Here is a 24429-nt window from a genome sequence, read left to right on the forward strand (position 1 = left end):
CGTCGGGGTTTTTCTTGAATGGGTATCATCTTGACGCGTGGCGGCAGGCAAACGACCCTACGATCAGGCATAGGGAACGCGGTCATGAACCAGGGCGTCAGAACCATCGCCATTGTGCTGGCCTGTGCGAGTCTCGCCGGCCAGACGACCAGCGCTTTGGCGGCCCAGCCCAAAGGCGAGACCTGGGGCAAGCCAGGGGTGTCGTTCCTGCAATACCGCACCGACGCCGTGGAATGCGCCTATGACGCCGAGACCAAGGCTACGGTCAGCACCCCGCAGGTGGATCTGGCCTTCATGACCGAGGCCGCCCAGATGGACGGCTCGCCACAACCCGACCTGACCAGCCCAAATCCCGATATCAGCGCCGTGCTCGACTATGCGGCCCAGTCGCGCATGCGCATGGACCGCACCTGGCGCCAGGTGGCTCGCCAGATCGAACCGGTTCTGACGGCCTGCCTGAAAGGGCGCGGCTATCAGCGCCTGCGACTGACCAGCGAGCAGGCGGGCGAGCTCAAGCGCCTGCGCGCCGGCACCCGCGCACGCAATATCTACCTCTGGAGCCTGGCGGCCGATCCTGCCGTTTTACAGTCGCAGGCGCGGTAAAGCCGCCCTGGCGAAACGCCATAGATTGCTTTTCCGACAATGCCTTAAGAGGCCGGCCTCATGCAGGCGGCCTCGACCACCGTTTCGTCGAAGGTGCCGGGCTCGGGCTTTACCCAAGTCTTGTCTTCAAAAGCGAACGGCACGGCCTCGCCGCCCAGGTTATTCTCGGGATAGCGATAGACGGCCAGGCTTCGGAATGTCCGGGTTTCACAATCCACATCCTGAGCCAGGCGCTCGGAGCGATAGGTCAGGGGTGGCGCGGCCAGGGCCTCAACCTGCTCAAGCCGGAACTCGTGGCGCACCCAGACCCGCTGGTAGGGCGCGCCGGCCACTGACCTGCCCGTCTTGGCGAACATCAGCACGGTCTTGTCCTGACCCAGACCAAGGAATGGCCAGCCGATCGCGCGCACCTGTCGCGACCAGGGCGGCAGCGACACCTTCTTGCCGGCGGCGGTCACGGTGACCGAATCCACATTGGCAGGGTCATCTGGCTGCGCGGGCGTCTGAGCGCTTTGCAGCATCAAGGCCAAAGCCGTACCGATCATCGCCGCGCCCTCCGTCGCTTGATACCGCTACCCTACTGCGTTTCGCCGCCAAGGAAAGCACATCGCGTTCGCGGCGCTTGCTCGGCCCGCATACCCTCGCTCAAGCGGCATTTCATCAGCGCTCGGCCCATCTTGACGCTTGCGCCAAATTCGAACAGCCGTAAGACTTCCCCACGGGTAAAGGGGAAATTGTAGTGAGTCCGACCACCGACGCCGTCGCTTCGCCCGTTCTCAACGAGGTCGGGGTCGAGGCCGCCGAGACTGAAGCCGCGACCAAGAATCTCGTCTTCATCGCCGCAGAACGCCTGTTCGCCCTTCACGGCTTCCAGAACGTGTCGGTGCGCGACATTACAGCCGCAGCAGGCGTCAATCTGGCCTCGGTGAACTATCATTTCGGCTCCAAGGACGCCCTGCTGTTCGAGATCTTCCGGCGCCGCACTGCGGAGCTGAATCGCGAACGGGCCCGCATGCTGCACGAGGCCAATGACCGCAATCAGGGCAAGCCGCCCGTGCGTGAGGTGCTGGCCGCCCTGCTGACCCCTCCCCTGCGCTGGCTGGCCCCCGACCATGAACGCCGCATCTCGCTCCAGTTCCTGATCCGGGCCCGCAGCGAGGGCACCGATGAAATCCGCCAGGTTCTGAAGACTGATGTCTCGCACCTGCGCCGCTTCTCCGACGCCCTGCTAGTGGGCCGCCCCGACCTTTCGCCCGAAGACGTCTATTGGCGCCTGCACTTCACCCTGGGCATGCTGCACAACAACCGCTTCGCCGAGTTCGACCGATTGAACGTGCTGTCGGAAGGCACGACCAGCGAAGGCGACGTCGTGGCGCTGCTGGCCCGCATGCTGGCCTTCGCCGAGGCCGGCTTCGCCGCCTGACCTCGGATCGGGCTCGGGTCGCGGACGTCAGCGGCACACGTTGAGCCAGAAGCTGGAACGAAGCCGCCGCGACCGGGTTAAACTGCCCGATGGCTCGGCTTCGCATCCTTCACCAAACCCGGTACGAGTATGATCGCGCCGTGGGCTTTGGCCAGCACCGGCTGTTGATCCGGCCGCGCGACAGTCACGCCCTGCGCATTGTCAGCGCCTCGCTAAAGCTGTCGCCGCCGGGCGACACGCGCTGGACCTATGACGCGAACGGCAATTGTGTGTGCCTGTTCCATCCTCAAGGCGTCGCGACGTCCTTGAGCATCGGCAGCGAACTGGTCATCGACCGCTTCCCGGCTCCGCTATCCCCGCTGAGGATCGACAACCCCCACACCCTGTCGCCCATCGTCTATGCGCGCGAAGATCGCGCGACGCTTGAGCCGTTCATCGTACCCGTCACCGATGATCCCGACGGCATCCTGTTGAAGTGGCTGCGCGGATTGACCAGCAGGCTGGACGAGCCTGCGCTGGACTTCCTGCTCAGGGTCAATGAAACCATCCACAGCCAGTTCGGTTATGTCGCCCGCTATGCAGAAGGGGTGCAAAAGCCGCTGGAAACCCTGGCCCTTGGCTCGGGAGCCTGCCGCGATCTGGCCTGGCTGATGGTCGAGGGTTTGCGCCAGTTAGGCTACGCCGCGATGTTCGCCACCGGTTATCTGTACTGCCCCGCAAGCGCGCCGGGCTCGGTGCGCGGCGCGGGCGCAACCCATGCCTGGTGCGAGGTCTTCCTGCCTGATCTGGGCTGGATCGAGTTCGACCCCACCAACGGACTGGCCGAGTCCCCCGACCTGATCCGAGTGGCAGCGACGCGCACGCCTGCCCAGGCGATGCCGGTTTCGGGCGCGATCCTGGGCGACCCAGGCGCCGCAAGACTTCACGTCTCCGTGGATGTCCAGTTGCTCGGCACCGTCAGCGAAGCGGCGTGATAGAGTGATGGGACGTTTGGGAGGTAAGGCCATGACCAACGGCTTCCAGCACCAAGACCCCATGACCCACTACAGCGTTAGAAAGTCCGAGCCCAAGCCGCAGCACGGCCGCAAGCCCGACGCTGAATGCCTGAAATTGAAAGAGAAGCGCAGCTTCGAGCCGCGTCCCGGCCACTGAGATCCCTGGCTTGGGCCATGGTTGGCCTTGCCCTCGGGGTCAGCTTCACCTGGCACGCGGCACGAACGGTTCCCTGACGCCCGATCACTTTGCCCGGCCCTAGCTGGCCATCAGGCGTATGACCCTGCTGGCCATGCCGTTGTTTTTGGCGCTGAACAAGGACGCCGGCACCAACCTCAGCGGACGCACCGCGAGGGACTAGGGCTTGCGCCGCCGTGCCCCCCTGGAGTGGCCGGCGGTCATAGGATCAGGCTTCCGGGGCGCAATCCAGCCGGCCGGCGGGGTATAGACCTGCTGGTCGCTGCCAAGGCCCATCTTTCCCGGGACCTGCCGCTGGAAATAGGAGGCCTGAGGAGGGTGCTCAACGCCGCGCACAAGGTTGTCGTGCCGCACGCCCTCGATCTGGTCGCGAAGCTTGCCGGCGGTTTCGAAATCCTGGGCCGCGACAGCCTCTTCCATCTGGCGCTTCAGGTCGTCTAGGTACGGCGTGGGCATGGCGAGGCTCCCGGGTTGCCCTGGGAGAACGCGCGAGACGGCTTAAGGTCAGCCCCGCGCCGCCGCGATCCTGGCCCGGGCGATCTCGTCGGCCACCAGGTTGGCCGGACGCTTTTCAGCGATCGACTGGTCGATCACCTCACCCAGGGTCTGGGCCAGGCGGTCCAGCTTGGTGGCTACCCACTGGCCGTCGAACGAACCGCCCGCTTCCAGCGCCCGAATCTCGGCCGCCACATTGATGATGCCGCCGCCATTGATGACGTAGTCGGGGGCATAGAGAATGCCGCGATCAAACACGGTCTGGCCAATCATGGCGTCGGCGAGTTGATTGTTAGCGCCGCCGGCGATCACCTTGACCTTCAGGCGCGGCAGGGTCGCGGCCGAGACCGCGCCGCCCAGGGCGCACGGGGCGAAGACATCGGCCTCGACGTCAAAGATCGCGTCGGTTGAAACGATGGTTGCACCGGTCAGGGCCGCGACCTCTTGCAGGGCCGCCTGATTGACGTCGGCGATGGTCAGGACCGCGCCGGCCGCATGAAGCTTTTGCGCCAGATAGGCGCCGACATGGCCCACGCCCTGGATCGCCACATGCGCGCCCTTGAGGTCGCGATTCAGCGCCCGTTCGACGCAAAGACGTACGCCGCGAAACACGCCCTCGGCGGTGACCGGCGACGGGTCGCCTGAGGCGGCCGCATGGCCTTCAAGCCCGGCGACATAGCGGGTGGTCTTGCGGGTGCTTTCCAGATCGGACGGCGAAACGCCGACGTCCTCGGCGGTCCAGTAACTGCCGTTCAGGCTGTCGACGGCCCGGCCGAAGGCCTCAAACAGTTCCGGCGTCTTCTGGCTGCGGCTGTCACCGATGATCACGGCCTTGCCGCCGCCGAAATCCAGATCGGCCATAGCGTTCTTGTACGACATGCCGCGCGACAGGCGCAGAGCGTCAGTCAGGGCGGCGTCAGCGCTGGCATAGTCCCACATTCGACACCCACCGGCAGCCGGGCCGCGGGCGGTGGAATGGACGGCGATGATCGACTTTAGACCGGATTTTTCGTCGAAGAAGGAATGAACGCCTTCATGTCCCTCGAAATCGGGGGAATCGAACAAGGTCATGCCGCAGGTCTCGCCGAAGACAGGAAGAATGCACCGGGGTGTACGCTCACCGGCGCAACCTCACAACCCCGAAGCCGCCTTGCGCGGTTTGGGGACCATCGCCTCCATCGCCTTGACGTTGCGCGGAATGGCCGGAACGCCAGACGGCCAGGGCGCGGCGGGGTCGCGCAGGAAGCTTTCCGCATCACGCCAGACCACCGGCGCCTGTTGGTCAACCAGCAGCAGATGCCAGCCCTGGGCATAGAAGGCCGTGCGATCGCCAGCCTTCAGGCGAGCGGCAGCGTCAACCGTCGCGGCCTTGGGGATGATATGGTCGTTGGCACCGTAGAAGTACCCCGTGGGCACGGGAATCCGGTCGGTCGCCCGCGAGGCCCTCTCCATCAGGCCGACCAGGCCGTAGATGGTGTCGGACCGCGCGCCCCAGATCATCATCGGATCGCGGCCCATGCGGCGAAGTTCGTCGAGATTGTCGCTGGGCATGACGCTGCGCACCAGCCATTCGGGCGGCTCCACCACCCAGCCGCCGACCATGTGCGAGGTTATCCACAGGCTGGCGCGGTTGGGCAGGGGCTGCTCGGACCAGCCCCAGACAGCGGGCGCGAACAGCAGCAGGCGATCCACCTTGGGCGGATCGGGGTCGGTCATGGCCACGATCGCCAGGCCACCGCCCATGCTGATCCCCGCCAGGGCCACCTTGGCCCGAGGATGGCGCTCGCGCACCAGGGCCACGCAGGTGCGGATATCCTCGACCACCATGCCTATCGGTGCCCAGACCCCGCGCTCGGGCGAGCGGCCAAAGCCCCGCACGTCGAAAGCATAGGTCGCGATCCCCTGCCCCGCCCACCAGCCGGCGGCCAGGTGAAAGCTGTTGGAATAGTCGTTCATGCCATGCAGGCCGACGATCACCCACTCGGGCTCGCCATCCCTGGGCATCCAGGTCTTCAGGCCCAGCCGCGCGCCGTCGAAGCTGACGAAATCGTCGCCCTCGAAGCGCGGCCCACGAAAGCCCAGCGGAGCCAGGTCCAGTGTCTGGGTGAGAGGTGCGCAGCCCGAAAGCGTGGCCGCCGAGGCGGTGAAAAGGAGGGCCCTGCGATTCATGCGCCCAGAATGCCCGCCACCCTCTGGCGAAGATAGGGTGTGACCTCTTCCTCAAACCAGGGATTGCGCTTGAGCCAGGCGGTGTTGCGCCACGACGGATGCGGCATGGGCAGGACCTTGGGCCCGAACGTGCGCCAGGCCGCGACAGTGTCGGTCATGGTCTTGCCGACCCGCTCGCCCAGCGCCCAGGCTTGCGAATAGCTACCGACCAGCAGCGTCAGCTCGACGTTCGGCAACTGCTCCAGCAGTTGCGGCCGCCACAGCGCCGCGCAGCGCGGTGGCGGCGGATAGTCGCCGCCCTTGGGATTGGTGCCTGGAAAGCAGAAGGCCATGGCCGCCACCCCGATCTCGGGCCGGCCATAGAAGGTCTCGCGGTCAATCCCCATCCACTGGCGCAGGCGCACGCCGGACGGATCATTGAACGGCAGCCCAGTCTCATGAACCAGCCGCCCCGGTGCCTGGCCGGCGATCAGGATGCGTGTCTGCTGACCGACCCGCGTCACCGGCCGGGGCGTGTGCGGCAGGTACGGCGCGCAGGCCCGGCAGGCGGCGATGTCGGAGAGGAGCGCGTCGAGGGACATGGGGCGAACTTAGGGAACCGCTTGCAATATCCAAGCTGCCCCCGAAACTGTCATCCTGGGCGAAAGCCCTGGAAAGACCCGGGACCGCGACAAGCTCTGAGCTTCTGACGGTCCCGGCTAGCCGCGCTTCGCGCTTGGCTGGGATGACAACCGTTGGGTCAGCCGCCCAGGAAACCCCGCTCCTTGGCGATCACCGCCGCGAACGAGGGCCGGGCCAGGATGGCGTCAGCCCAGGCCTTGGCCTTGGGCCAGTGGGTGAAGTCAAAGCCCGCGTGCATAAGGTTGGCGAACGGGCTGGCCACGGCGATGTCGGCCAGGGTCAGGCGCTCCTCGATCAGGAAACCGCTCTGCGGCGCGATCTTCTCCAGATAGTCGAGCACCGGCGGCATCTCTTCCCGAGTGGCCTTTTCGACGGCCGCCATATCGCTTTCCACGCCCATGAATCGGGGACCGACGACCAGGTTGAAGAAGATCTTGCCCGCCGCCCCGACAAAGATGCTGTCGGCGAACTCTTCGAACCAGATCGTCCGGGCGCGAGCCTTGGGCTCAAGCGGGATCAGGTTGGGCTCGGGATAGGCTGCCTCAAGATAGGTGACGATGGCGCTGGAGTCGGAGATCTTGAAGTCGCCGTCCTGAAAGCCGGGGATCTTCTTGAACGGACTGATCTCCAGGAACTCTGGATCAGGCGAGCCGGGTCGCGCGACCTTGTTGTCGAAGGTCAGACCCTTTTCCGTGGCGAAGGCCATGGTCTTGCGCACGAACGGCGACAGCGACGAGCCGTGAATCAGCATCGGTGAACTCCCCAAAATGTTGGGGCTCATAGTTCACCGATTAAGTTTCGATTCAAGACCTAGTCGTGCCCGATCAGATATCGTCGTCCGCGCCGTCGTCCTTGACTGCGGCCTCGAAGCTGGTCGGATCGCCCGGAAGGCGGGTGCGCAGGCGATAGACACCGCGGAATTTCTCGGGATCGACCGGCTTGTTGTGGCGCAGGATCACGATGGTCCCGGCCTTGGCCAGCTCAATGGCATTGGTGCGCACGTGACCCAGAATCTGCTGCCAGCGCTCGGGCTGCACCGCCTTGGCGACGTTCATGGGGTCGATGGACTTTCCCTCCGGCAGGCCCGCCAGCTGGGAAAGGATGGTCTCTTGAATAGGACTGGTCATGGGGATCGGGGTCGTCATGGACGGTTCCATGCCACGGATCGTCGCCTTACGCGAGGGACGGCTTGCGCACCTTTCGACGCGGCTCTAGCTCAGGCCCGAAGACTTTGAGGGGACAAGCATATGGATGGCGGCAACGACGCGCCCGGCGGACCACGCCTGGTCGAGACCGGCGACTGGGCCGGCTGGCGTACCTGGTCGGGCCTGGACCCGTTCGAGGATCAGTCCGGCCCCTTCTACTTCAAGGACGAAGACGGCGCCGTAACCACCGCTTTTCGCGCAGAGACCCGCCACATGAACGGCGGCGGCTTCATGCACGGTGGCTGCATGATGACCTTCGCCGACTTCTCGCTGTTCGCCATCGCCTGGAAGGAACTGGCCGGACAGCATGCCGTGACCGTCAGCCTGAACGGCGAGTTCATGGGCCCCGCCCGTCCGGGCGATCTGGTGACGGCGACGGGCGAAGTGACCAAGGCCGGCGGCTCGCTGCTGTTCGTGCGCGGGCTGGTCTCGACGGGCAGTTCGCCGATGCTGGGCTTTTCAGGGGTGATCAAAAGGATCAGGGGGCGGTAGGTATTGGGTAGATGCTCCCCCTCTGGGGGAGCTGTCGCGGAGCGACTGAGGGGGCCAATGCGGCCTAGGCAGAGCTGCCCCCCTCCGGCCCTCTAGGCCACCTCCCCCAGAGGGGGAGGATCTACATTGTCTCGCTAAACCCCGGCCTTGGCCGCCGGCCGCTCCATCATCGCCTTAAGCCACCGCCCCACATTCACCAATTCGGCGTCCGGCCGGAACCGCACCATACGTGCGAAGTCGATGCCGGTGACCGCCAGGATGTCGGCGATGGTCACACGGTCGGCGGCGATGAACGCGCTCTCGCCCAGCCGGCGGTCGAACACCTTCAGCGCCCGCTCTGCGGCCTTGCGATTGGTCTCGGCAATCTCGGGCACCTGGGTCTCGATCGCGGCCAGGGCCGGATGGCCATGCCGCACGGCCATCATCAGCGGCGTCGACAGCAGCATCTCGGCCCGCCGCGTCCACATCTCGATGATCGCGATCTCCAGCGGATCGCGGCCAAACAGATTGGGCTCGGGATAGACGCTTTCCAGATAGCGGCAGATCGCCACTGACTCGGTGATCGTCGTGGCTTCGTCGATCTCAAGCGCCGGGACATTGGGCAGGCCGGCCCTGGCCAGATAGTCGGGGGTGCGATGCTGGCCGCTGAAGATATCGATGTCGACGATCTCGACATCCTCGATCCCCTTCTCGGCCATGAACCAGCGGACCCGGCGCGGATTGGGCGCGCGGCGGCTGTCATAGAGCTTCATACGAAAATCCTCCCGGCTTTTGACCGGGAGGATGATCGCGTTTCCCAGGGGAAAGGAAGGGCCTAAAGCCCGAACAGGGACCGGGGCATCAGGCCGATCAGCGAGCCGGTCAGGCAGGTGGCCAGGAATCCGGCCATCATTGCCTTCCAGACCAGGCCCAGCACTTCCTGGCGACGCTGGGGCACCAGAACGCTGAAGCCGGCCACGTTCATGCCGACCGAGCCGATATTGGCGAAGCCGCACAGGGCGTAGGTCATGATCATCCGGGTGCGTTCGTCCAGCAGGGCTCCGCCGGTCTTGGACATCTGGATAAAGGCCGTGAACTCGGTGAGGATCAACTTGACGCCCAGCAGGCCGCCGGCCGTGCCGGCTTCTTTCCAGGGCACGCCCATCGACCAGGCCAGGGGCGCAAAGACCACGCCAAGGCCGCGGGCGATGCTCAGCGGCTGGCCGCCGACGTCGGGCAAGGCGCCCAGGGTCTTGTCGACCATGGTGGCCAGGGCCACGAAGACGATCAGGGTGGCACCGACGTTCAGGGCGATCTGCAGACCGTCGGTCGTGCCCTTCATCACCGCGTCAATGGCGCTGCCATAGGTCTTGTCCTCAGTGGTGAGGTCCAGATCAGCGGCCTTCTCCATCGGGTCAGACGGCACGATGATCCGGGCCAGCAGCACGCCGGCCGGGGCCGAGATGATCGAGGCGGTCAGCACGTGGGCGGCGGCGTTAGGCAGCACGTCGGCCAGGATGGTGGCGTAGGCCACCATGGTCGAGCCGCTGACGCAGGCCATGCCGACAGCGATCAGCATGAACAGCTCGGACCGCGAAAGCTTGTCGAGATAGGCCCGGATGAAGATCGGGCCCTCGATCTGGCCCATGAAGATGGTGGCGGCGGTGGCCAGGGCCGGCGGGCCGCGCAAGCCCAGGGTCTTCTGGAAAACGAAGCCAAAGCCCTTGGCTGCCAGCTTCAGTATGCCCCAGTGCCACAGCAGCGCCGACAGCGCGCAGACCACCAGGATCACCGGCATGACGCGGAAGGCGAACACAAAAGCCGCGCCCGGATTGGCGGCGTTAAAGGCCGTGTCGTTGCCCGACAGAAAGCCGAACACAAACGCCGTTCCGGCCTGGGACGACGCGGCAAGACCTTCGACTGCGCCATTGACGCCGCGCATCATGGCCTGGGCCTGCGGCAGGCCAAACAGCAGCAGGACAAGGCCGACCTGCACGATGACGGCCCCGATGGCGAGCTTCCAGGGGAAGCGCTTGCGATTCTCGGAGACCAGCCAGCAGAGGCCGAGGGTCAGCGCCAGACCGGCAAGGGCCTGAACGTTCTCGGGACGAAACATCAAGACGGAAGAACCTCTGAACTAGGCGACGCCCCCGCGACGTCGGCCAAGCGGCGAGATTGACACCAAGTTTACCGTTAGAGGCAAGCGGCTTGCGCGCATTGCGCCGCAGGAAGGCGCTTGTGCCGTCTGGACGGCAGGGTGTCCCCCTCCCCCGACCATCCCGACGATATCCCGTATCGCCGAAAAGACCGGAGGAAGGGGATGGCCTCAGGCCGTGGCGCTGACGGAGCCGGCGGACGTGGAACCGGAGGTCATCGCGGCATTCAGCTGCGCCAGGAGCTTCTGCATCAGGTCTGAAGCGACGCTGGGCCTGGAGCCGCCGGCGCCAGATGCGCCGGTGTCGCTCTTGGCGCTCGCCTGGGCGCTGTCGTTCGAGTCCTGCACCGCGCTCAGGGCGTCCATCAACACGTCGAACTCGGACGTCGAAAGCGATCCGTCTTCATCGGTGTCCAGAGAGGCCAGAAGTTCGCTGGCCGAGACGGTTCCGTCTTCATTGGTGTCGCGGGTGTCATAGGATGTGCTGGAGCCGCTGGCGGAGGACGACGCCGACGCGCTTTCGCTGGCAGTTTCCGACGGCGTCGGGCCACCCAGCGGCGGGCCCCGCATGCCCTGCATGGCCGATTGCGCGGAAGACAGGCCAGAGGCGATCTCGTCGGTCGACAGCGCCCCGTCGGCGTCCGAATCGAGGGCGGTGATCATGTCCTCGGCCATCTTGCCTTCCAGGCCCAGCCCCTTGGCCTGCTCCGGCGCATTGGCGGCCAGGGCGCTCGAAATCTCGTCAGCCGACATCAGGCCGTCGGCGTCGGTGTCGCCGCTGCTGAGGATCGAACCGGCGTCCGAGCCCAGCATCTGCACCGACATCAGCGAGCGCAGTGTGTCGCCGCTGAAACTCGCGCCGGGCCCGCCCCGCCCGCCCATGGGCGGCGCAGGGGGACGTTCGTCGCCGCCCTGCACATTCTGCCCAATGGATTGGAACTCGCTGAGCGACAGCGACCCGTCGGCGTCGGTATCGGCCGTAGAGAACATTGACTGCTGAAGCTGGCGTAATTGCTGCGTCAGCGTGGATGAACCGACACTGGAAACGGTCATTGGATGCTCCTTGTGTGCTCAGAGCGTCTTGGCCGAAGGACCAGATCGCCCGCTCCGGAAGCCCGGCGCACGAAGCAGCAAGCGAAAAACATTCCACATTTCAGCATGTTGCCGCATCGAAATGTTTCAACAGGGGCGAGACGCAAATTGCCTTACCCCGATTTAACTTGGCCGCTGGCCGATCGCCGTTCATTGCTGCAACCCTTGATTGGGGGAGCATTGTTCGCATGTCGCTGGCCTTGGCCACCTTGTTGTACGAGTGGCGTCGTTATATGGCCGCCGTGGTCGCTCTGGCCTTCTCGGGGCTGCTCGTCCTTGCCCAGGTCGGGATGTTTGTTGGGATCGGCAAGGGCTTTACCGCCCAGATCGACCGGGCCCGCGCCGACATCATGGTGCTTGGCCCCGGGGCCAAGGCCCTGTTCGGCGGCGGCCAGTCGGGCCTGCCACGCCGGATGATCCCCCTGGTGTATAGCCATCCTGAAGTCACCCAGGTCGCCCCGCTGGACGGGTCCGGTGGTCGCTTCCAGAACATCCTGACACCAGAAGAACAGGCCAAGATCGACGCGCGCGCCAAGGCTGCCTCCAAGGGCGAGAAAAAAGGCCAGGGCCGTGAGACCGGCGGGCGGAAGACTGAATTCGTCAACGTCACCGTTGTCGATGCCATTCCGGGCTATGTCACGGTCCCGACGGACTACACCCAGGACATGATCGAGGCCCTGCGCCAGCCCTATGCTGTCGCTGTCGACCAGACCGCTCTCAAGCGTCTCGGCGTCAAAAAGGGCGACAAGGCCATCTACAACGGCAAGACCATCACCATTGCTGTGGTCACCACCGGCTATCCCAACATCATTCAGCCGACCCTGGTGATGTCGCGGGACACGCTGCGGATGCTGGGAGAGGCCGATACAGGACAACGCGTCGGCCCCCTGATGGTGCAGATCCGCGACCCGGCCCGCGCCGAGATCGTCGCGGCCCAGATGAACAAGAAGGCCAACGGCAAGTTCCGGGCCTGGACACGTCAAGAACTGGCCGACGCTAATTCCAGCGCCATGCTGGACGATCAGATCATCGGCATCATGCTGGGCTTCTCGGCCTTCCTGGGTCTGCTGATCGGTGTGGCCATCACCTGGCAGACCCTGCGCGGGGCCATCATGGCCAATATCAAGGAGTTCGCCTCCTTGCGCGCCCTGGGCGTGTCGATGGGCGACCTGCGTAATATCGTCATGGAGCTGAGCTTCTGGGTCGGCATCGTCGGCGTCGGCGCGGCCGGTCTGCTGACCTGGCTGGTCACCCTGCTGGCCAGCGCGGGCGGCGTACCGATGTTTTTCCCGCCCAGCCTGATCGTCATCGTCGCCGTCTTCCTGGTGATCATCGCCATGCTCTCCGGCTTCCTGTCGCTGGGCGTCCTGAAGAACAGCCAACCTGCGGACCTGCTGCGATGAGCAATGATCACAGCCACCTGCGCGGCCAGAGCGCCCTTTCGGCCCACAACCTCGTCAAGCGCTTCAAGACCGGCCGCACCTTCATCGAAGTGCTCAAGGGCGTGGATTTCGACGCCAAGCACGGTGACGTGACCATGGTCATGGGTCCATCAGGTTCAGGAAAGTCGACCCTGGTCGCCGCCCTGTCGGGCCTGCTCAAGCCTGATGAGGGCAAGGTCACGGCGCTGGAAGCCAACGATCTGTGGTCATTGTCGTCCGGCAAGATCGACAAGTTCCGTCTCGATCACTGCGGCTTCATCTTTCAGGGCTTCAACCTGTTCCCGGCCCTCACGGCCAAGCAGCAGGTCATGACCGTGCTGAAGTATCAGGGTGTCGGCCCCGGCGAGGCGGCGCGGCGTGCCCAGGCGGCGCTGGAATCGGTGGGCCTTGGCCCGCGCGTCAACCAGCGCCCGTCCGAGCTGTCGGGCGGTGAGAAGCAGCGGGTCGCCATCGCCCGGGCCCTGGCCAAGAACCCCAACCTGATCTTCGCCGACGAGCCCACCTCGGCGCTCGACGGCAAGAGCGGCGAAACCGTCATCAAGCTGCTGCGCGCGGCGGCGACCGAGCGCGGCGCGGCGGTGATCTGCGTGACCCACGACCCGCGGTTGGAGGCCTATGCCGACCGCGTCATCCACATCGAAGACGGCCGGATCCTGGACGACGTGCGTAGAACGCCCGACGCCAATCCCGTGCCGCTCAGCCACTGAACTTTTGGGGAAAACTGACATGCCCGGCTTTTTGCGGCGTCCCGCCTTCTGGATCGTCATCGTCGTAGTCGGCCTGCTGGTCGGCGGCTTCTTCTATTCGAAAGGCCAGCAGGCCGAGAAAAAGAAGAAGCTTGAGGCGGCTGCCGCCCAGGAGGAGCCCTCCCCCTATGCGGCCATCGCCAACGGCAAGGCTGACGTCGAGGGCGGCATCATCCAGGTCGCCGCACGCCGCGGCGGCGTGGTCGAGGCCGTTTATGTGCAGGAAGGCGATGTGGTCGTGAAGGACCAGATCCTGGCGCGCCAGCAGAGCGACGAGGGTCGCCTGGCCGTTGAACGCGCCACCGCCGAGGTCGCCCAGGCCCGCGCGGCCCAGGCCTCGACCCGGGTGCAGCTCAAGACCGCCCAGCGCGAACTGGACCGGCTGGGCAAGCTGGTCAGCGACAACTATGTGGCCGGCACGCGTCTGGATGCCGCTCGCGACGCCGTCGACCAGGCTCGCGCCACCCTCGCCGCCCAGGACGCCCAGATCGCCACCGCCACGGCCCGCAAGAACGAGGCGCTGTTCAATCTCGAACTGACCGTGATCCGCGCGCCGATGAACGGCCGTATCGCTCGCCGCTACGCCAACCCGGGTGCCGGGGCCTCGACCCTGAACGTGTCCAACATGTTCGACCTCGAGCCCGACACCCAGCGCATCGTCCGCGCCGAAATCGTCGAGGCCGACATTCCCAATGTCGCCATCGGCCAGGAAGTCGAGATCGCCCCGGAGAGCGATCCGGACAAGGTCTATATCGGCAAGGTTCTGCGCCGCGCCGCCGTGTTCGGGGCCCGCAAGCTGGCCTCGGACGATCCCAGCCAACGCAGCGACGAGCGCGTGGTCGAAGTGGTGGTCAGCGCCGACGGCGCCCCGCTGCTGGTCGGCCAGCGCGTGCTGGTCAAGTTCATGAAGCCCGGCAAGAAGGCCGGCGTGAAGCGCGACAAGCCGACCTCGCCGGTGGCGGGTGGAATGACGAAGCCGAAGTAGGACCGAAGATGCGGCTAGCGCCGCGCTAGGTCTCCCGGAACTCGCCGCGTCCAGCCTGACCGCTGGGCGCGGCGATTGTCGTTTGGGCGCACTATTCTGGATAGCAACACGTGGTTAGATTGCCCAATGAGCGTAACGCGAGAAGAATTCACATTGGCCCTGGCGAAAGGATCAGGCCGGGCCATGGTTCTTCTCAGACAGGCTTCCGACAGCAGCATCTTCAGGGAAGACCTCCTACGCGCCTGCGAGAGCAATCTGGCCTATGACCCTCAGTGCGAAAGCGAGCGCAGTGGGTACTTGGCGAGGCTGATATCGGCTACAGGCGATCAAGGGGCGTTCTTCTTGGCTTTGCTGCCTCGGCTGCTAGAGACGCCAGATGATCGGGAGGCGTTGAACCTTCCACAAATCTTCTCCGTGTTGGCTCTGCTGGCGGCCGAATGCAGCGACGTTGACGGCGCGACGCTGCGAGAAACCTTCGCCAAGTTGGGTGACGAAGACCGGCTGGATTGCATGAAGGCGTTGGTCCAATTGGATGGCCTGCCCGCGTTTCTGGACTGCGTTACGTTGCTAGCTCAGCATCTGGACGAAGACGGCTGGAGGGCCGCCGGCTTGCTCGACGCCATTCGAGCCCGCGAGAGTTTGGAGATCGACAGAACCCTCTCTGAACTTCGCCAGCGGCAGCCAACCCTCGAACGCCTTCTGGCCTATGTAGAAGCCGAAAACAAACCATCGCCACGACAGGTAGAAGCCTACGACTTCACAGACATCCGCTCGCGGCTTCTACGCGGAGCAATGCCGGAGAGATCAGGGCTTTGGCTGCGTCAGCTAACAGATGCGGAATGGCTTCTGCTCGCCGACGACCTGACAACACGGATCGATGAGAAGCAGGCAGCGCACTATTTGCAACTGTTCGGACGACGCGCCTTTCCCGGCAATCCGGAGCATCTGATCCGCTGGATGGATAGTCAGGCACCGCGTGTGTCTTGGCTCGCGGTGAATGCCCTGGGCAGGGTTCAATCATCCGTCGTCAGGGCGATGGCGCTGCAGAAGATAGAAGCTGGTAGCCCAAACGGCGTGCGTCTGCTGAGAGCCAATTTCGAACCAGGCGACTTTTCAAAAATAGAGCTATTTCTGGACGCTACCGTTGAGGAAGAGGCGGCACACGATTTAGGCTTGTCCGTCTTGGATCTTGTCGGCGAACACGATCACCCGCCGGAAGCCCACGCCTCGCTACTGCTGCTCTATGAGCGGACCCCTTGCAGCATGTGCCGCCACGACGCCGTCTCAGGGCTGATCAAGATTGGGCAAGTTCCGGAATGGATGGCCGAAGAATGTCAGTTCGATGCTGATCCGGATACCGCCCCGCTATTCATGAACCCAGCTCAAGAGGGAAACTCCTGAGTTCACGAGCTTGACGCCTCCCCTCCCGCGCCGCACAAACGCGCCAAACCAAACACGTGTTTGAGGGAGATCAGGGCATGTCGGACATCCGTTTTGACGGCAAGGTAGCGATCGTTACGGGCGCGGGCGGCGGGCTTGGCCGGCAGCATGCGCTGGAACTGGCCCGTCGCGGCGCCAAGGTGGTGGTCAATGACCTGGGCGGCAGCGTCGACGGCTCGGGCGGCTCGTCCGAAGCGGCCCTGAAGGTCGTCGAGGAGATCAAGGCCTTTGGCGGCGAAGCCATCGCCCACGGGGCTTCGGTGACCGATGACGCCGGCGTCGCCGATCTGGTCAAGACCACAATGGAAACCTGGGGCCAGATCGACATCCTGATCGCCAATGCCGGCATCCTGCGCGACCGCACCCTGACCAAGATGGAACTGGCCGATTTCGAGGCGGTCATGCAGGTCCACGTCTGGGGCACCTTCAAGCCGATCAAGGCGGTCTGGGATATCATGAAGGCCCAGAACTATGGCCGCATCGTTGTGACGACCTCGTCCTCGGGCATGTACGGCAATTTCGGCCAGTCCAACTACGGCGCGGCCAAGATGGCGGTACTGGGCCTGATGAACACGCTGAAGCTGGAAGGCGCCAAGAACAACATCAAGATCAACGCCATCAGCCCGGTCGCCGCCACCCGCATGACCGAAGGCCTGATGCCGCCGGAAGTGCTGGCCAAGCTGGCCCCCGAGGCCGTGACGCCCGGCGTGGTCTATCTGGTCTCAGAAGACGCGCCGACCGGCGCGATCCTGACCGCCGGAGCCGGGGCGTTTGCCCTGTCGCGCATCTATGAGACCGAAGGCGTCTATCTGAGCGACGGCGACCTGTCGGCTGAGGGCATCCGCGACCACTGGGACCAGATCACTGCCGAGGACGGCCAGAAGGCCTATTTCAACGGCGGCGAGCAGGGACAGAAGTTCTTCCGCAAGATGGCCGGCGGCTAACGACAACCTCACAGTGAAAGCGACGCCTACACCGTCACATTCACGCCATTACTGACAGAACAGTGATTGAAACGGGGCCCTCGCGGCCCCGTTTCTTTGACTTCTGCAACAAAATTGACACCAGACAGCAGAAATAGCGACGGTTTCTGACGGGATAGTTTAGAGGCGCGCCCTCCTACAGCGCTGCAAGGCGTTCTGGGCGCATATCCTCCCCAAGAAGGTCTCGTCAGTTTCATGACTTTTTCGCGTAACCGCCTCGCCACCGGCGTGGCTTTCGGTGTGCTCCTGGCCGCCACCCAGGCCTCGGCGTCGGCCTTCTATCTCCAGGAGCAATCAGTGCGCGGCGCGGGCCGGGCCTATTCGGGCGAGGTCGCCGACCGCGGCGCCGCCAGCCTGTGGTGGAACCCCGCCGCCATAGCCGGACTTGAAGCCAACGAAGTCTACGGCGGACTGCACGCCATCCAGGTTGACTCGGACGTCACCAACAACGGCTCGACCATCACGCGCCCCGTACCCGTGACGACAGCTGTCGGCGGCGCATCGCGCGCCTCCAAGCCGATCAATGACGGCGTCGTTCCCAACTTCGCCAGCGCATGGCGGATCAACGACCAGCTGACCCTGGGCCTGTCGCTGGCCGCGCCTTACAACTTCACCACCGAATACGACGCCAACAGCTGGACCCGCTACGACGCCCTGAAGTCGCGCCTGACCACGGCCGACCTGCAGGGCACGGTCGCTTGGCGCCTCAACGAAAAGCTGGACCTGGGCATGGGCGTCAGCGCCGTCTATGCCGACGCCGAACTGACCAACGCCCTGCCCAACATCTCGCCGCTGCAGCCCGACGGCCGGCAATCTCTGAAAGGCGACGGCTGGGCCTATGGCTGGACCCTGGGCGCGCAGTACCATCCCACCCCCGCCCTGACGGTCGGTGCCAGCTATCGGTCGAAGGTCGAACACACGCTGAAGGGCGAGGTTGCGGTTTCGGGCCTGCTTGCGCCGATCCCCACCGCCAGCAACTTCAAGGTCGACGGCGGGGCCAAGATCACCACGCCGTGGATGGCCACCCTGGGCGCCCGCTGGGCGTTAAACGACCGCCTCACCCTGAACGGTTCGGTGAGCCGCATCGGCTGGAGCGAGTTCGACGCCATTCGCGTCACGTTCGCCACCTCGGCTTCGACCAGCGTCCAGGACTACAAGGACATCACCACCGCTGCAGTCGGGCTGGACTATCAGGCGAGCCCGCGTCTGACCCTGCGCACCGGCGTGCAATATGACCCGACCCCGACACCGGACTTCGGTCGCACGGCCCGCGTGCCGGACGGCGACCGCATGATCTACGCCGCCGGTGCTACCTGGGCCGCCCGCCCACAGCTGAAGCTGGACGCGGCGATCAGCTACATCGGGTTCGACGACAACCGCATCAATCGTACCGACGTCACCGCAACGGGCTCGACGGTAAACCTGCGGGGCGACGTGACTGGCTCGGCCGTGGTGCTGTCGACGGGCGTCCGCTACAGCTTCTAGTTCCTCTAGACACCCTTCCCCCTTTGATGGGGGAAGGGTTTAGCCCTTCACCACGTCCCACAACGTCTTCGCTGCCCCGGCGAATGCCCTGGCAGCCGCGCTCTCCGGCTTGCCCAGCACCACCGGAACGCCGCCGTCACCGCCCTCGCGCACGGCCAACTCAATGGGAACCTCCGCGAGCACCGGCACGCCCAGCGTCCTGGCCTCAGCCACACCCCCGCCCGAGCCGAAGATCGGGATCGGCGCGCCGGTCGACGGATCGGCGAAGAAGGCCATGTTCTCGATCAGACCCAGGATCGGCGTTGCGGTCTTGCCGAACATGATCGCCGCGCGACGGGCGTCGATCAGGGCGATCTCCTGCGGGGTGGTGACCAGAACCGCGCCGTCAATCCGCAGCTTCTGCACGAGGGTCAGTTGCACGTCGCCTGTGCCAGGGGGCAGATCGACCACCAGTACGTCCATCGGCTCGGCTTCGGAGCCCCAGGCGACGTCATGGATCATCTGGCGAACGGCCGACGAAGCCATCGGCCCGCGCCAGATCATCGCCTTGCCTTCGTCGACCAGAAATCCGATCGACATGATCTTGATCCCGTGGGCTTCCAGCGGCTGCAGCTTGCCGTCTTCAAAGCTGGGTTCGCCGTCAACGCCCATCATGCGCGGGGCCGAGGGGCCATAGATGTCGGCATCCAGCAGCCCAACGCGAAGGCCCATGGCGTGAAAGGCGCAGGCCAGGTTGGTGGCGACCGTGGACTTGCCCACGCCGCCCTTGCCCGAGGCCACCGCGATCACGTGCTTCACATGAAGCGGCTTTTCGGCCTCGGGCGGCGGAACCATGCGCGCCTTGGGATCCTCACTGACGCGGGAGCCCCTGCGCACGCGCGTTGCCCCCTCGGCGGCCTGGGCCGTCAGCACGACCTGGGCCACCTCGATCCCTGGCAGACCGCCAAGCACCTTCTCGGCGGCCTCGCGCACGGGCGCATAGGCGGCGGCGTTGGCGGCGGGAACCTCCAGCATGAAGCCGGCCCGGCCGTTGCGGACCACCAATCCCTGCACGAGACCAGCCTCAACCAGCCCCTGCCCGGTGACCGGATCGGCGATGCGGTCGAGGGCCGCGCGGGCATCGTCGAGGGATACGGAAACAGCGCCAGTCACGTCTATGTCTTGCCTTGTGGTGCGAGGCTCCTCATATCCGCGTGGAGGGGCCGCATTACAAGCCCACCCATAAGCAAGACGACGGGAAGACGACGCCGCCCATGCCGTGGAACGACAATACTGGCCCAGGTCCCTGGGGTTCACCGCCTGACGGCGACAAGGACAAGACCAATGGCCCCGCACAGGGCCCACGCCGCCCGACCGGCGGCCCCCGCGATCCCCGGGACCAGATCCCGATCGATGTGAATCAGGTGCTTGAAGACCTGTCGGCCCGTGTCCGCCGCTTCTTCGAGGGGCCTGACCGTCCACGCGCCATCGCCATGACCGCCGGAGCCGTCGTGGCCCTGTGGGGCCTGACGGGCATCTATGTGGTTCAGCCCAACCAGCAGGGCGTGGTCAGCACCTTCGGTGCCTATTCGCGAGTCTCGGGTCCGGGGCTTCGCTACCATCTGCCCCTGCCTCTGGAGTCGGTCGAGAAGGTGGCGGTCACCGAGATCCGCACCACCGACATCGGCGGCCTGGGCACTGAAGGCGGCGACGAGCGCCTGATGCTGACCAGCGACGAAAACATCGTCGATCTCAGCTTTTCGGTGCAATGGCGGGTCTCTGACGCGCCCAAATACCTTTTCAATGTCCGCGAGCCGGAAAGCGTGATCCGCGCGGTCGGCGAAAGCGCCATGCGCGAAGTGGTGGGCAAGACGGCCCTGACCCCGATCCTGACCACTGGCCGCGGCCAGTTGCAGGCCGAGGTCGAACGGCTGATGCAGCAGATCCTGGATCGCTACGACGCCGGCGTGTTCGTCGAAAGCGTGCAGATTCAGGCCGCAACGCCGCCGCCGCCGGTCATCGACGCCTTCCGCGACGTGCAGCGCGCCAGCCAGAACGCCCAGTCCGCCGCCAACGTGGCGCGCGGCCAGAGCGCCCAGATCGTGCAGCAGGCCAAGGGCTATCGCGAGCAGGTCGTGCGCGAGGCAGCGGGTGAAGCCGCCCGCTTCAACCAGATCTATGACCAGTACAAGCTGGCCCCGGCCGTGACGCGCGAGCGCCTCTATATTGAGACCATGCAGCGCGTTCTGGCCAATTCGAACAAGGTGGTCATCGACAGCAAGGGTGCCAGCGCTCCGGTGATCCTGCCGCCCGACGCCTTCCGACCCAAGACCGCCACCGTCATCAAGTCCGTCGATGGAGCCGTCCAATGATCGCCAACCAGAACCGCCTGGCGGCCATGGCCGCGATCGCCGGTGCCGTGCTCGTCCTGCTGGGCTCGACCGTCTTCAAGGTGGACCAGCGCCAGCAGGCCCTGGTCGTGCGCTTCGGTGACCCGATCCGTGTCGTCCGGACTCCCGGCCTACACCTGAAGGCCCCGTTCCTCGATCAGGTGATCCGGTTTGATAACCGCAACATCGCCCTGAACGCCGATCAGGAAGAAGTCATCGCCGCCGACCAGGAGCGCCTGGTCGTCGACGCCTTCGTCCGCTACCGGATCACTGACCCGCGCCAGTTCTACAAGACCCTGCGCGACGAGACGGTGGCCCGCGACCGCCTGGAGCGGATCGTCAACGCCTCGCTGCGCCAGACCATCGGCCGCGCCAATTCCGAGGAAGTCATTGCCGGCAAGCGCGCCGTGGTGATGGCGGCCATTCGTGACGAGGTCGGTCGCCAGGTGAAGGCCTCCGACCTGGGCGTGCAGATCATCGACGTGCGCATCCGCCGCGCCGACCTGCCCGAGGCCAACCAGAAGGCCGTGTTCGAGCGCATGCAGACGGCTCGCCAGCAGGAAGCCGCCCAGCTTCGCGCCATCGGCGAGCAGCAAAAGCGTGAGATCGTCGCCACGGCCACCGAGGAAGGCGAGAAAATCCGGGGTGAGGGCGACGCCCGCCGCGCCGAACTGTTCGCCTCCAGCTTCGGGCGCGATCCCAACTTCGCGGCCTTCTATCGCTCGATGCAGGCTTATGAGGCGTCACTTGGCCAGGGAGACACCACCCTGGTGCTTTCGCCAGACAGCGCCTTCTTCAAGTACTTCCAGCGCGGACCGCAAGCGCAGTAAGAGCAAGGGCCGCGAGATTCTCTCGCGGCCCTTTTTCTGTTCGGGAAGCTCCCATGCGTCGCCTCGCGGTTCTCGCCAGCCTGTTTGCGTGCCTGATCGCCGCGCCCGCCGTCGCCGCGACGATCGAGGTGCGGGTGGTGGTGGTCACAGCCTTCGAGATCGGCGAGGACACCGGCGACAAGGCGGGCGAGTTCCAGGCCTGGGCACAGGTCATGCCCCAGGTCCTGCCCTTCCCGGCCGGTTACCGGAATCTCCGCTACGATCCCGTTCGCAAGGTCCTGCTGGTCTCCACCAGCATGGGCACGGGACGCGCGGCGATCTCGACCATGGCCCTGGGCCTGGACCCGCGTTTTGACCTTTCGAAGTCCTACTGGCTGATCGCAGCCATCGCCGGGGTCAATCCCAACCAGGGCTCGGTCGGCTCCGCCGCCTGGATCGGCGCTGTGGTCGACAGCGATTTCGGTTACGCTATCGACCCGCGCGAAACGCCCAAGGGCTGGAGCACGGGCCTGATCCCGTTCGACCGCAAGGCACCCTACCAGGCCCCTGCCCCAGCCGCGCCGAACTACAACCTCTTCCCGCTCAACACCGGCCTGCGTGACTGGGCCTTCGACCTGACCCGCAACGCCGCCATTGCCGACAATGACGCCCTCAAAGCCCTGCGCGCGCCCTATGTCGGCCAGCCCAAGGCGCAGACACCGCCGGTGGTTCTGAAAGGCGACGAGGTCAGCGGCCAGTCCTTCTGGCACGGCGTAATCCTGAACCAGCACTACGAGGCCTGGGCCGACTACTGGACCGGCGACCAGGACGGCTTCGTGATGACCGGCATGGAAGACACCGGCGTGCTGGCCGCCATCGACGCCCTGGGCCGGGCTGGCCGGGCCGACCCCAGGCGCGTGCTCGTGCTGCGCACAGCCAGCAACTACACCACCCAGCCTGCGGGCGGCGACGCGGCCACCAATCTGCTGGGCGATCATACCGGCGTGCCGGCCCTGCAGTCGTCTCTGGACGCCGCGTTCAAGGCCGGGAACATTGTCGTGGAGGAGCTGTCACGCAACTGGCCGCGCTATGCCGACACGGTTCCGGGGAAGTGAACTGTCGTTCCAGCTGGGCGCGTAATGCCCCGAGCCGGGCCTAAGGCTCAAACGGTCAAACCGACGCCTTCAGCAGATCCAGAACCACGTGCAGGCTGTCGGCGATGTGGACGCACTTGTCGTGCATCTCTTCGTTGGGATCGAGAATGTCGGGCACCATCACCGTCATCATGCCGGCCGCGTGGGCGGCGCGAACGCCGGGGTGGGAGTCCTCCAGCGCCAGGCACCGGGCGGGATCTATCCCGATGCGGCGCGCCGCTTCCAGATAGGGATCGGGGTGGGGCTTGTGCCGCGTCACGTCGGCATTGGCGACGACCGCATGGAAGCGGCGCTGCAGGTCGAAACGGCCCAGATACTTCTCGACCGAGGCGATGCCGTTCGAGGTAGCGATGGCGCGCGGCAGAGCCATGTCGTCAAGATAGTCGAGGATCTCGATGACGCCTGCCTTAAGACGGGTCTCGGCCTCAAGCAGGTCCTCGACATCGCTCCAGACCCGCTCGAAATAGGCCTGGACGGGGAAGGTCTCACCAAACAGCCCCCGCAGCATCACGGCAGATTCGGGCGAAGTCTTGCCGACCATGGCCGCATAGATCTCGCCCGTGAAACCGATCCCAAATGCACCGCCCGCCTCGATCATGGCGGCGCGATAGACGATCTCGGTGTCCAGCAGCAGGCCGTCCATGTCGAAGACCACCGCCTCGACGCGACGGGGAAAGCTCAAGAGACGAACTCCGAAGCCGTATAGCCCTGGAAGTAGAGCAAGGCGGTGAGGTCGGCGTAGTCGACCTTGGCGTGGGCCTGGGCGGCCACGATGGGCTTGGCGCGATAGGCTACCCCCAGGCCGGCGGCCTCGATCATCGCCAGGTCATTGGCACCGTCGCCCACGGCCAGAGCATCGGCCGGCGTCAGGCCCAGGGCGGAGGTCTCCTCGCGCAGGGCGGTCAGCTTGGCCTCCTTGCCCAGGATCGGGTCGCCGACCTGGCCGGTCAGCTTGCCGTCCGCTTCGATCAGGGTATTGGCGCGGTTCAGGTGAAAGCCCGCCGCCTTCGCCACCCGACTGGTGAAGAAGGTAAAGCCGCCCGAGACCAGGGCGCAGCGCGCGCCGTTCTCGGCCATGGTGCGCACCAGGGTGCGGGCCCCGGGATTGAGCCGCACGCGGTCATCATAGCAGGACTGAAGGGCGTCGACCGCCAGGCCGGCCAGCATGCCGACCCGCTCGCGCAGGGCCCCCTCAAAGGCCAGCTCGCCGCGCATGGCCCGCTCGGTGATCTCGGAGACCTGGGCTTTCACCCCGGCAAAGTCGGCAAGCTCGTCCAGGCATTCGACGTCGATGATGGTGGAGTCCATATCAGCGATCAGCAGGCGTTTGCGGCGGTTCTCGACCGGCTGCACCGCGAAATCGACGGGTCGGTCACCAACCAGCCCGGCGACAGGGACGGACGGTTCGGCGTCGATAAACAGGTCGACCGCTCCCGCGCCCAACGTGGTTTCGGCGGTGACGGCCAAGGCGGCGCGCACAGCAGCGGCCGCCTCCGCCAGGGCGGCAGGATCGGGCGAGACGAGCGTGATGACGAACATGACCGGGCGGCTATTTGAGGAAGCCGCCCGCGTCAACCTTATAGAGACGCCA

At 65.5% G+C, this 24429-nt stretch carries 27 protein-coding genes; 14 read left to right on the forward strand and 13 right to left on the reverse strand.

Going from position 1 to position 24429, the window contains the following annotated elements; translation table 11 throughout:
• Window positions 1–84 precede the first annotated feature (84 nt).
• Window positions 85–603, forward strand: a complete 519-nt coding sequence (locus ACW179_RS18815) for a hypothetical protein (RefSeq protein ID WP_492060978.1) — start codon at window positions 85–87, stop codon at window positions 601–603.
• Between the two features lie 44 nt (window positions 604–647).
• Here ACW179_RS18815 and ACW179_RS18820 read toward each other — a convergent pair whose 3' ends face one another.
• A complete protein-coding gene (locus ACW179_RS18820) occupies window positions 648–1148 on the reverse strand; it encodes a surface-adhesin E family protein (protein WP_492060979.1) in 501 nt (166 codons plus the stop codon).
• 194 nt (window positions 1149–1342) lie between these two features.
• Between ACW179_RS18820 and ACW179_RS18825 the strand changes: the two genes are divergently transcribed.
• The 3 genes from ACW179_RS18825 (at window position 1343) to ACW179_RS18835 (ending at window position 3178) form a co-directional block, all read left to right on the forward strand.
• Entirely contained in the window at window positions 1343–2026 is a 684-nt protein-coding gene (locus tag ACW179_RS18825; RefSeq protein ID WP_492060980.1) for a TetR/AcrR family transcriptional regulator, read from the forward strand.
• Window positions 2027–2115: 89 nt separating this feature from the next.
• Window positions 2116–3000 (forward strand): transglutaminase family protein, encoded by an 885-nt coding sequence (locus tag ACW179_RS18830; RefSeq protein WP_492060981.1) that lies wholly within the window; start codon window positions 2116–2118, stop codon window positions 2998–3000.
• A gap of 31 nt (window positions 3001–3031) precedes the next feature.
• On the forward strand, window positions 3032–3178 hold the full coding sequence (locus ACW179_RS18835; RefSeq protein ID WP_492060982.1) for a hypothetical protein: 147 nt from the start codon (window positions 3032–3034) through the stop codon (window positions 3176–3178).
• A gap of 198 nt (window positions 3179–3376) precedes the next feature.
• Here ACW179_RS18835 and ACW179_RS18840 read toward each other — a convergent pair whose 3' ends face one another.
• The 6 genes from ACW179_RS18840 to ACW179_RS18865 all read right to left on the reverse strand — a co-directional run bounded on the left by ACW179_RS18840 (window position 3377) and on the right by ACW179_RS18865 (window position 7629).
• Entirely contained in the window at window positions 3377–3673 is a 297-nt protein-coding gene (locus ACW179_RS18840) for a UvrB/UvrC motif-containing protein (protein WP_492060983.1), read from the reverse strand.
• Between the two features lie 48 nt (window positions 3674–3721).
• Complete coding sequence (locus ACW179_RS18845) at window positions 3722–4783, reverse strand: Leu/Phe/Val dehydrogenase (RefSeq protein WP_492060984.1); 1062 nt, start codon at window positions 4781–4783, stop codon at window positions 3722–3724.
• Window positions 4784–4843: 60 nt separating this feature from the next.
• Complete coding sequence (locus ACW179_RS18850; RefSeq protein WP_492060985.1) at window positions 4844–5881, reverse strand: alpha/beta hydrolase; 1038 nt, start codon at window positions 5879–5881, stop codon at window positions 4844–4846.
• Window positions 5878–6462: a uracil-DNA glycosylase family protein gene (locus ACW179_RS18855; protein ID WP_492060986.1), complete on the reverse strand. Its 585-nt coding sequence runs from the start codon at window positions 6460–6462 to the stop codon at window positions 5878–5880. The genes ACW179_RS18850 and ACW179_RS18855 overlap by 4 nt, the downstream gene beginning before the upstream one ends.
• 158 nt (window positions 6463–6620) lie before the next feature.
• Window positions 6621–7253: a glutathione S-transferase family protein gene (locus ACW179_RS18860; RefSeq protein WP_492060987.1), complete on the reverse strand. Its 633-nt coding sequence runs from the start codon at window positions 7251–7253 to the stop codon at window positions 6621–6623.
• Window positions 7254–7326: 73 nt separating this feature from the next.
• Window positions 7327–7629, reverse strand: a complete 303-nt coding sequence (locus ACW179_RS18865; RefSeq protein WP_492064355.1) for a DUF3253 domain-containing protein — start codon at window positions 7627–7629, stop codon at window positions 7327–7329.
• A gap of 120 nt (window positions 7630–7749) precedes the next feature.
• On the opposite strand from ACW179_RS18865, the gene ACW179_RS18870 reads away from it, so the two are divergent.
• Window positions 7750–8199 (forward strand): PaaI family thioesterase, encoded by a 450-nt coding sequence (locus ACW179_RS18870; RefSeq protein ID WP_492060988.1) that lies wholly within the window; start codon window positions 7750–7752, stop codon window positions 8197–8199.
• 134 nt (window positions 8200–8333) lie between these two features.
• Here the strand turns inward: ACW179_RS18870 and ACW179_RS18875 are convergent, their stop codons facing one another.
• The 3 genes from ACW179_RS18875 to ACW179_RS18885 all read right to left on the reverse strand — a co-directional run bounded on the left by ACW179_RS18875 (window position 8334) and on the right by ACW179_RS18885 (window position 11386).
• A complete protein-coding gene (locus ACW179_RS18875) occupies window positions 8334–8951 on the reverse strand; it encodes a glutathione S-transferase family protein (RefSeq protein ID WP_492060989.1) in 618 nt (205 codons plus the stop codon).
• 62 nt (window positions 8952–9013) lie between these two features.
• Entirely contained in the window at window positions 9014–10294 is a 1281-nt protein-coding gene (locus tag ACW179_RS18880) for a NupC/NupG family nucleoside CNT transporter (RefSeq protein ID WP_492064356.1), read from the reverse strand.
• 210 nt (window positions 10295–10504) lie between these two features.
• Window positions 10505–11386, reverse strand: a complete 882-nt coding sequence (locus ACW179_RS18885) for an EF-hand domain-containing protein (RefSeq protein WP_492060990.1) — start codon at window positions 11384–11386, stop codon at window positions 10505–10507.
• A gap of 227 nt (window positions 11387–11613) precedes the next feature.
• On the opposite strand from ACW179_RS18885, the gene ACW179_RS18890 reads away from it, so the two are divergent.
• The 6 genes from ACW179_RS18890 to ACW179_RS18915 all read left to right on the forward strand — a co-directional run bounded on the left by ACW179_RS18890 (window position 11614) and on the right by ACW179_RS18915 (window position 18506).
• On the forward strand, window positions 11614–12828 hold the full coding sequence (locus ACW179_RS18890; RefSeq protein WP_492060991.1) for an ABC transporter permease: 1215 nt from the start codon (window positions 11614–11616) through the stop codon (window positions 12826–12828).
• Window positions 12825–13574: an ABC transporter ATP-binding protein gene (locus ACW179_RS18895; RefSeq protein WP_492060992.1), complete on the forward strand. Its 750-nt coding sequence runs from the start codon at window positions 12825–12827 to the stop codon at window positions 13572–13574. Before ACW179_RS18890 ends, ACW179_RS18895 begins: the two co-directional genes overlap by 4 nt.
• Window positions 13575–13593: 19 nt before the next feature.
• Window positions 13594–14598, forward strand: a complete 1005-nt coding sequence (locus ACW179_RS18900) for an HlyD family secretion protein (RefSeq protein ID WP_492060993.1) — start codon at window positions 13594–13596, stop codon at window positions 14596–14598.
• 126 nt (window positions 14599–14724) lie between these two features.
• Complete coding sequence (locus ACW179_RS18905; RefSeq protein ID WP_492060994.1) at window positions 14725–15999, forward strand: hypothetical protein; 1275 nt, start codon at window positions 14725–14727, stop codon at window positions 15997–15999.
• A gap of 77 nt (window positions 16000–16076) precedes the next feature.
• Window positions 16077–16982 carry an SDR family NAD(P)-dependent oxidoreductase gene (locus ACW179_RS18910; RefSeq protein ID WP_492060995.1) on the forward strand — a complete coding sequence of 302 codons (906 nt, stop codon included), beginning with the start codon at window positions 16077–16079 and terminating at the stop codon, window positions 16980–16982.
• A 234-nt stretch (window positions 16983–17216) separates the two neighbouring features.
• Complete coding sequence (locus ACW179_RS18915) at window positions 17217–18506, forward strand: outer membrane protein transport protein (RefSeq protein WP_492060996.1); 1290 nt, start codon at window positions 17217–17219, stop codon at window positions 18504–18506.
• A 39-nt stretch (window positions 18507–18545) separates the two neighbouring features.
• Here ACW179_RS18915 and ACW179_RS18920 read toward each other — a convergent pair whose 3' ends face one another.
• Complete coding sequence (locus tag ACW179_RS18920; protein WP_492060997.1) at window positions 18546–19658, reverse strand: Mrp/NBP35 family ATP-binding protein; 1113 nt, start codon at window positions 19656–19658, stop codon at window positions 18546–18548.
• A 101-nt stretch (window positions 19659–19759) separates the two neighbouring features.
• On the opposite strand from ACW179_RS18920, the gene hflK reads away from it, so the two are divergent.
• The 3 genes from hflK to ACW179_RS18935 are packed head-to-tail and all read left to right on the forward strand — an operon-like array spanning window position 19760 to window position 22799.
• Window positions 19760–20857 carry an FtsH protease activity modulator HflK gene (gene hflK, locus ACW179_RS18925; RefSeq protein ID WP_492060998.1) on the forward strand — a complete coding sequence of 366 codons (1098 nt, stop codon included), beginning with the start codon at window positions 19760–19762 and terminating at the stop codon, window positions 20855–20857.
• A complete protein-coding gene (gene hflC, locus ACW179_RS18930) occupies window positions 20854–21705 on the forward strand; it encodes a protease modulator HflC (RefSeq protein ID WP_492060999.1) in 852 nt (283 codons plus the stop codon). Before hflK ends, hflC begins: the two co-directional genes overlap by 4 nt.
• A gap of 53 nt (window positions 21706–21758) precedes the next feature.
• The gene (locus tag ACW179_RS18935; RefSeq protein WP_492061000.1) at window positions 21759–22799 is read left to right on the forward strand and encodes a purine nucleoside permease; all 1041 of its coding nucleotides are present in this window, start codon (window positions 21759–21761) and stop codon (window positions 22797–22799) included.
• 55 nt (window positions 22800–22854) lie between these two features.
• Here ACW179_RS18935 and ACW179_RS18940 read toward each other — a convergent pair whose 3' ends face one another.
• Both ACW179_RS18940 and serB read right to left on the reverse strand, forming a co-directional pair.
• Complete coding sequence (locus ACW179_RS18940; RefSeq protein ID WP_492061001.1) at window positions 22855–23520, reverse strand: HAD family hydrolase; 666 nt, start codon at window positions 23518–23520, stop codon at window positions 22855–22857.
• Window positions 23517–24377, reverse strand: coding sequence for a phosphoserine phosphatase SerB (serB, locus tag ACW179_RS18945; RefSeq protein ID WP_492061002.1), 861 nt, complete (start codon window positions 24375–24377; stop codon window positions 23517–23519). Before serB ends, ACW179_RS18940 begins: the two co-directional genes overlap by 4 nt.
• Between the last annotated feature and the right edge of the window lie 52 nt (window positions 24378–24429).

The organism is Caulobacter sp. AVps18 (genome assembly GCF_058681425.1).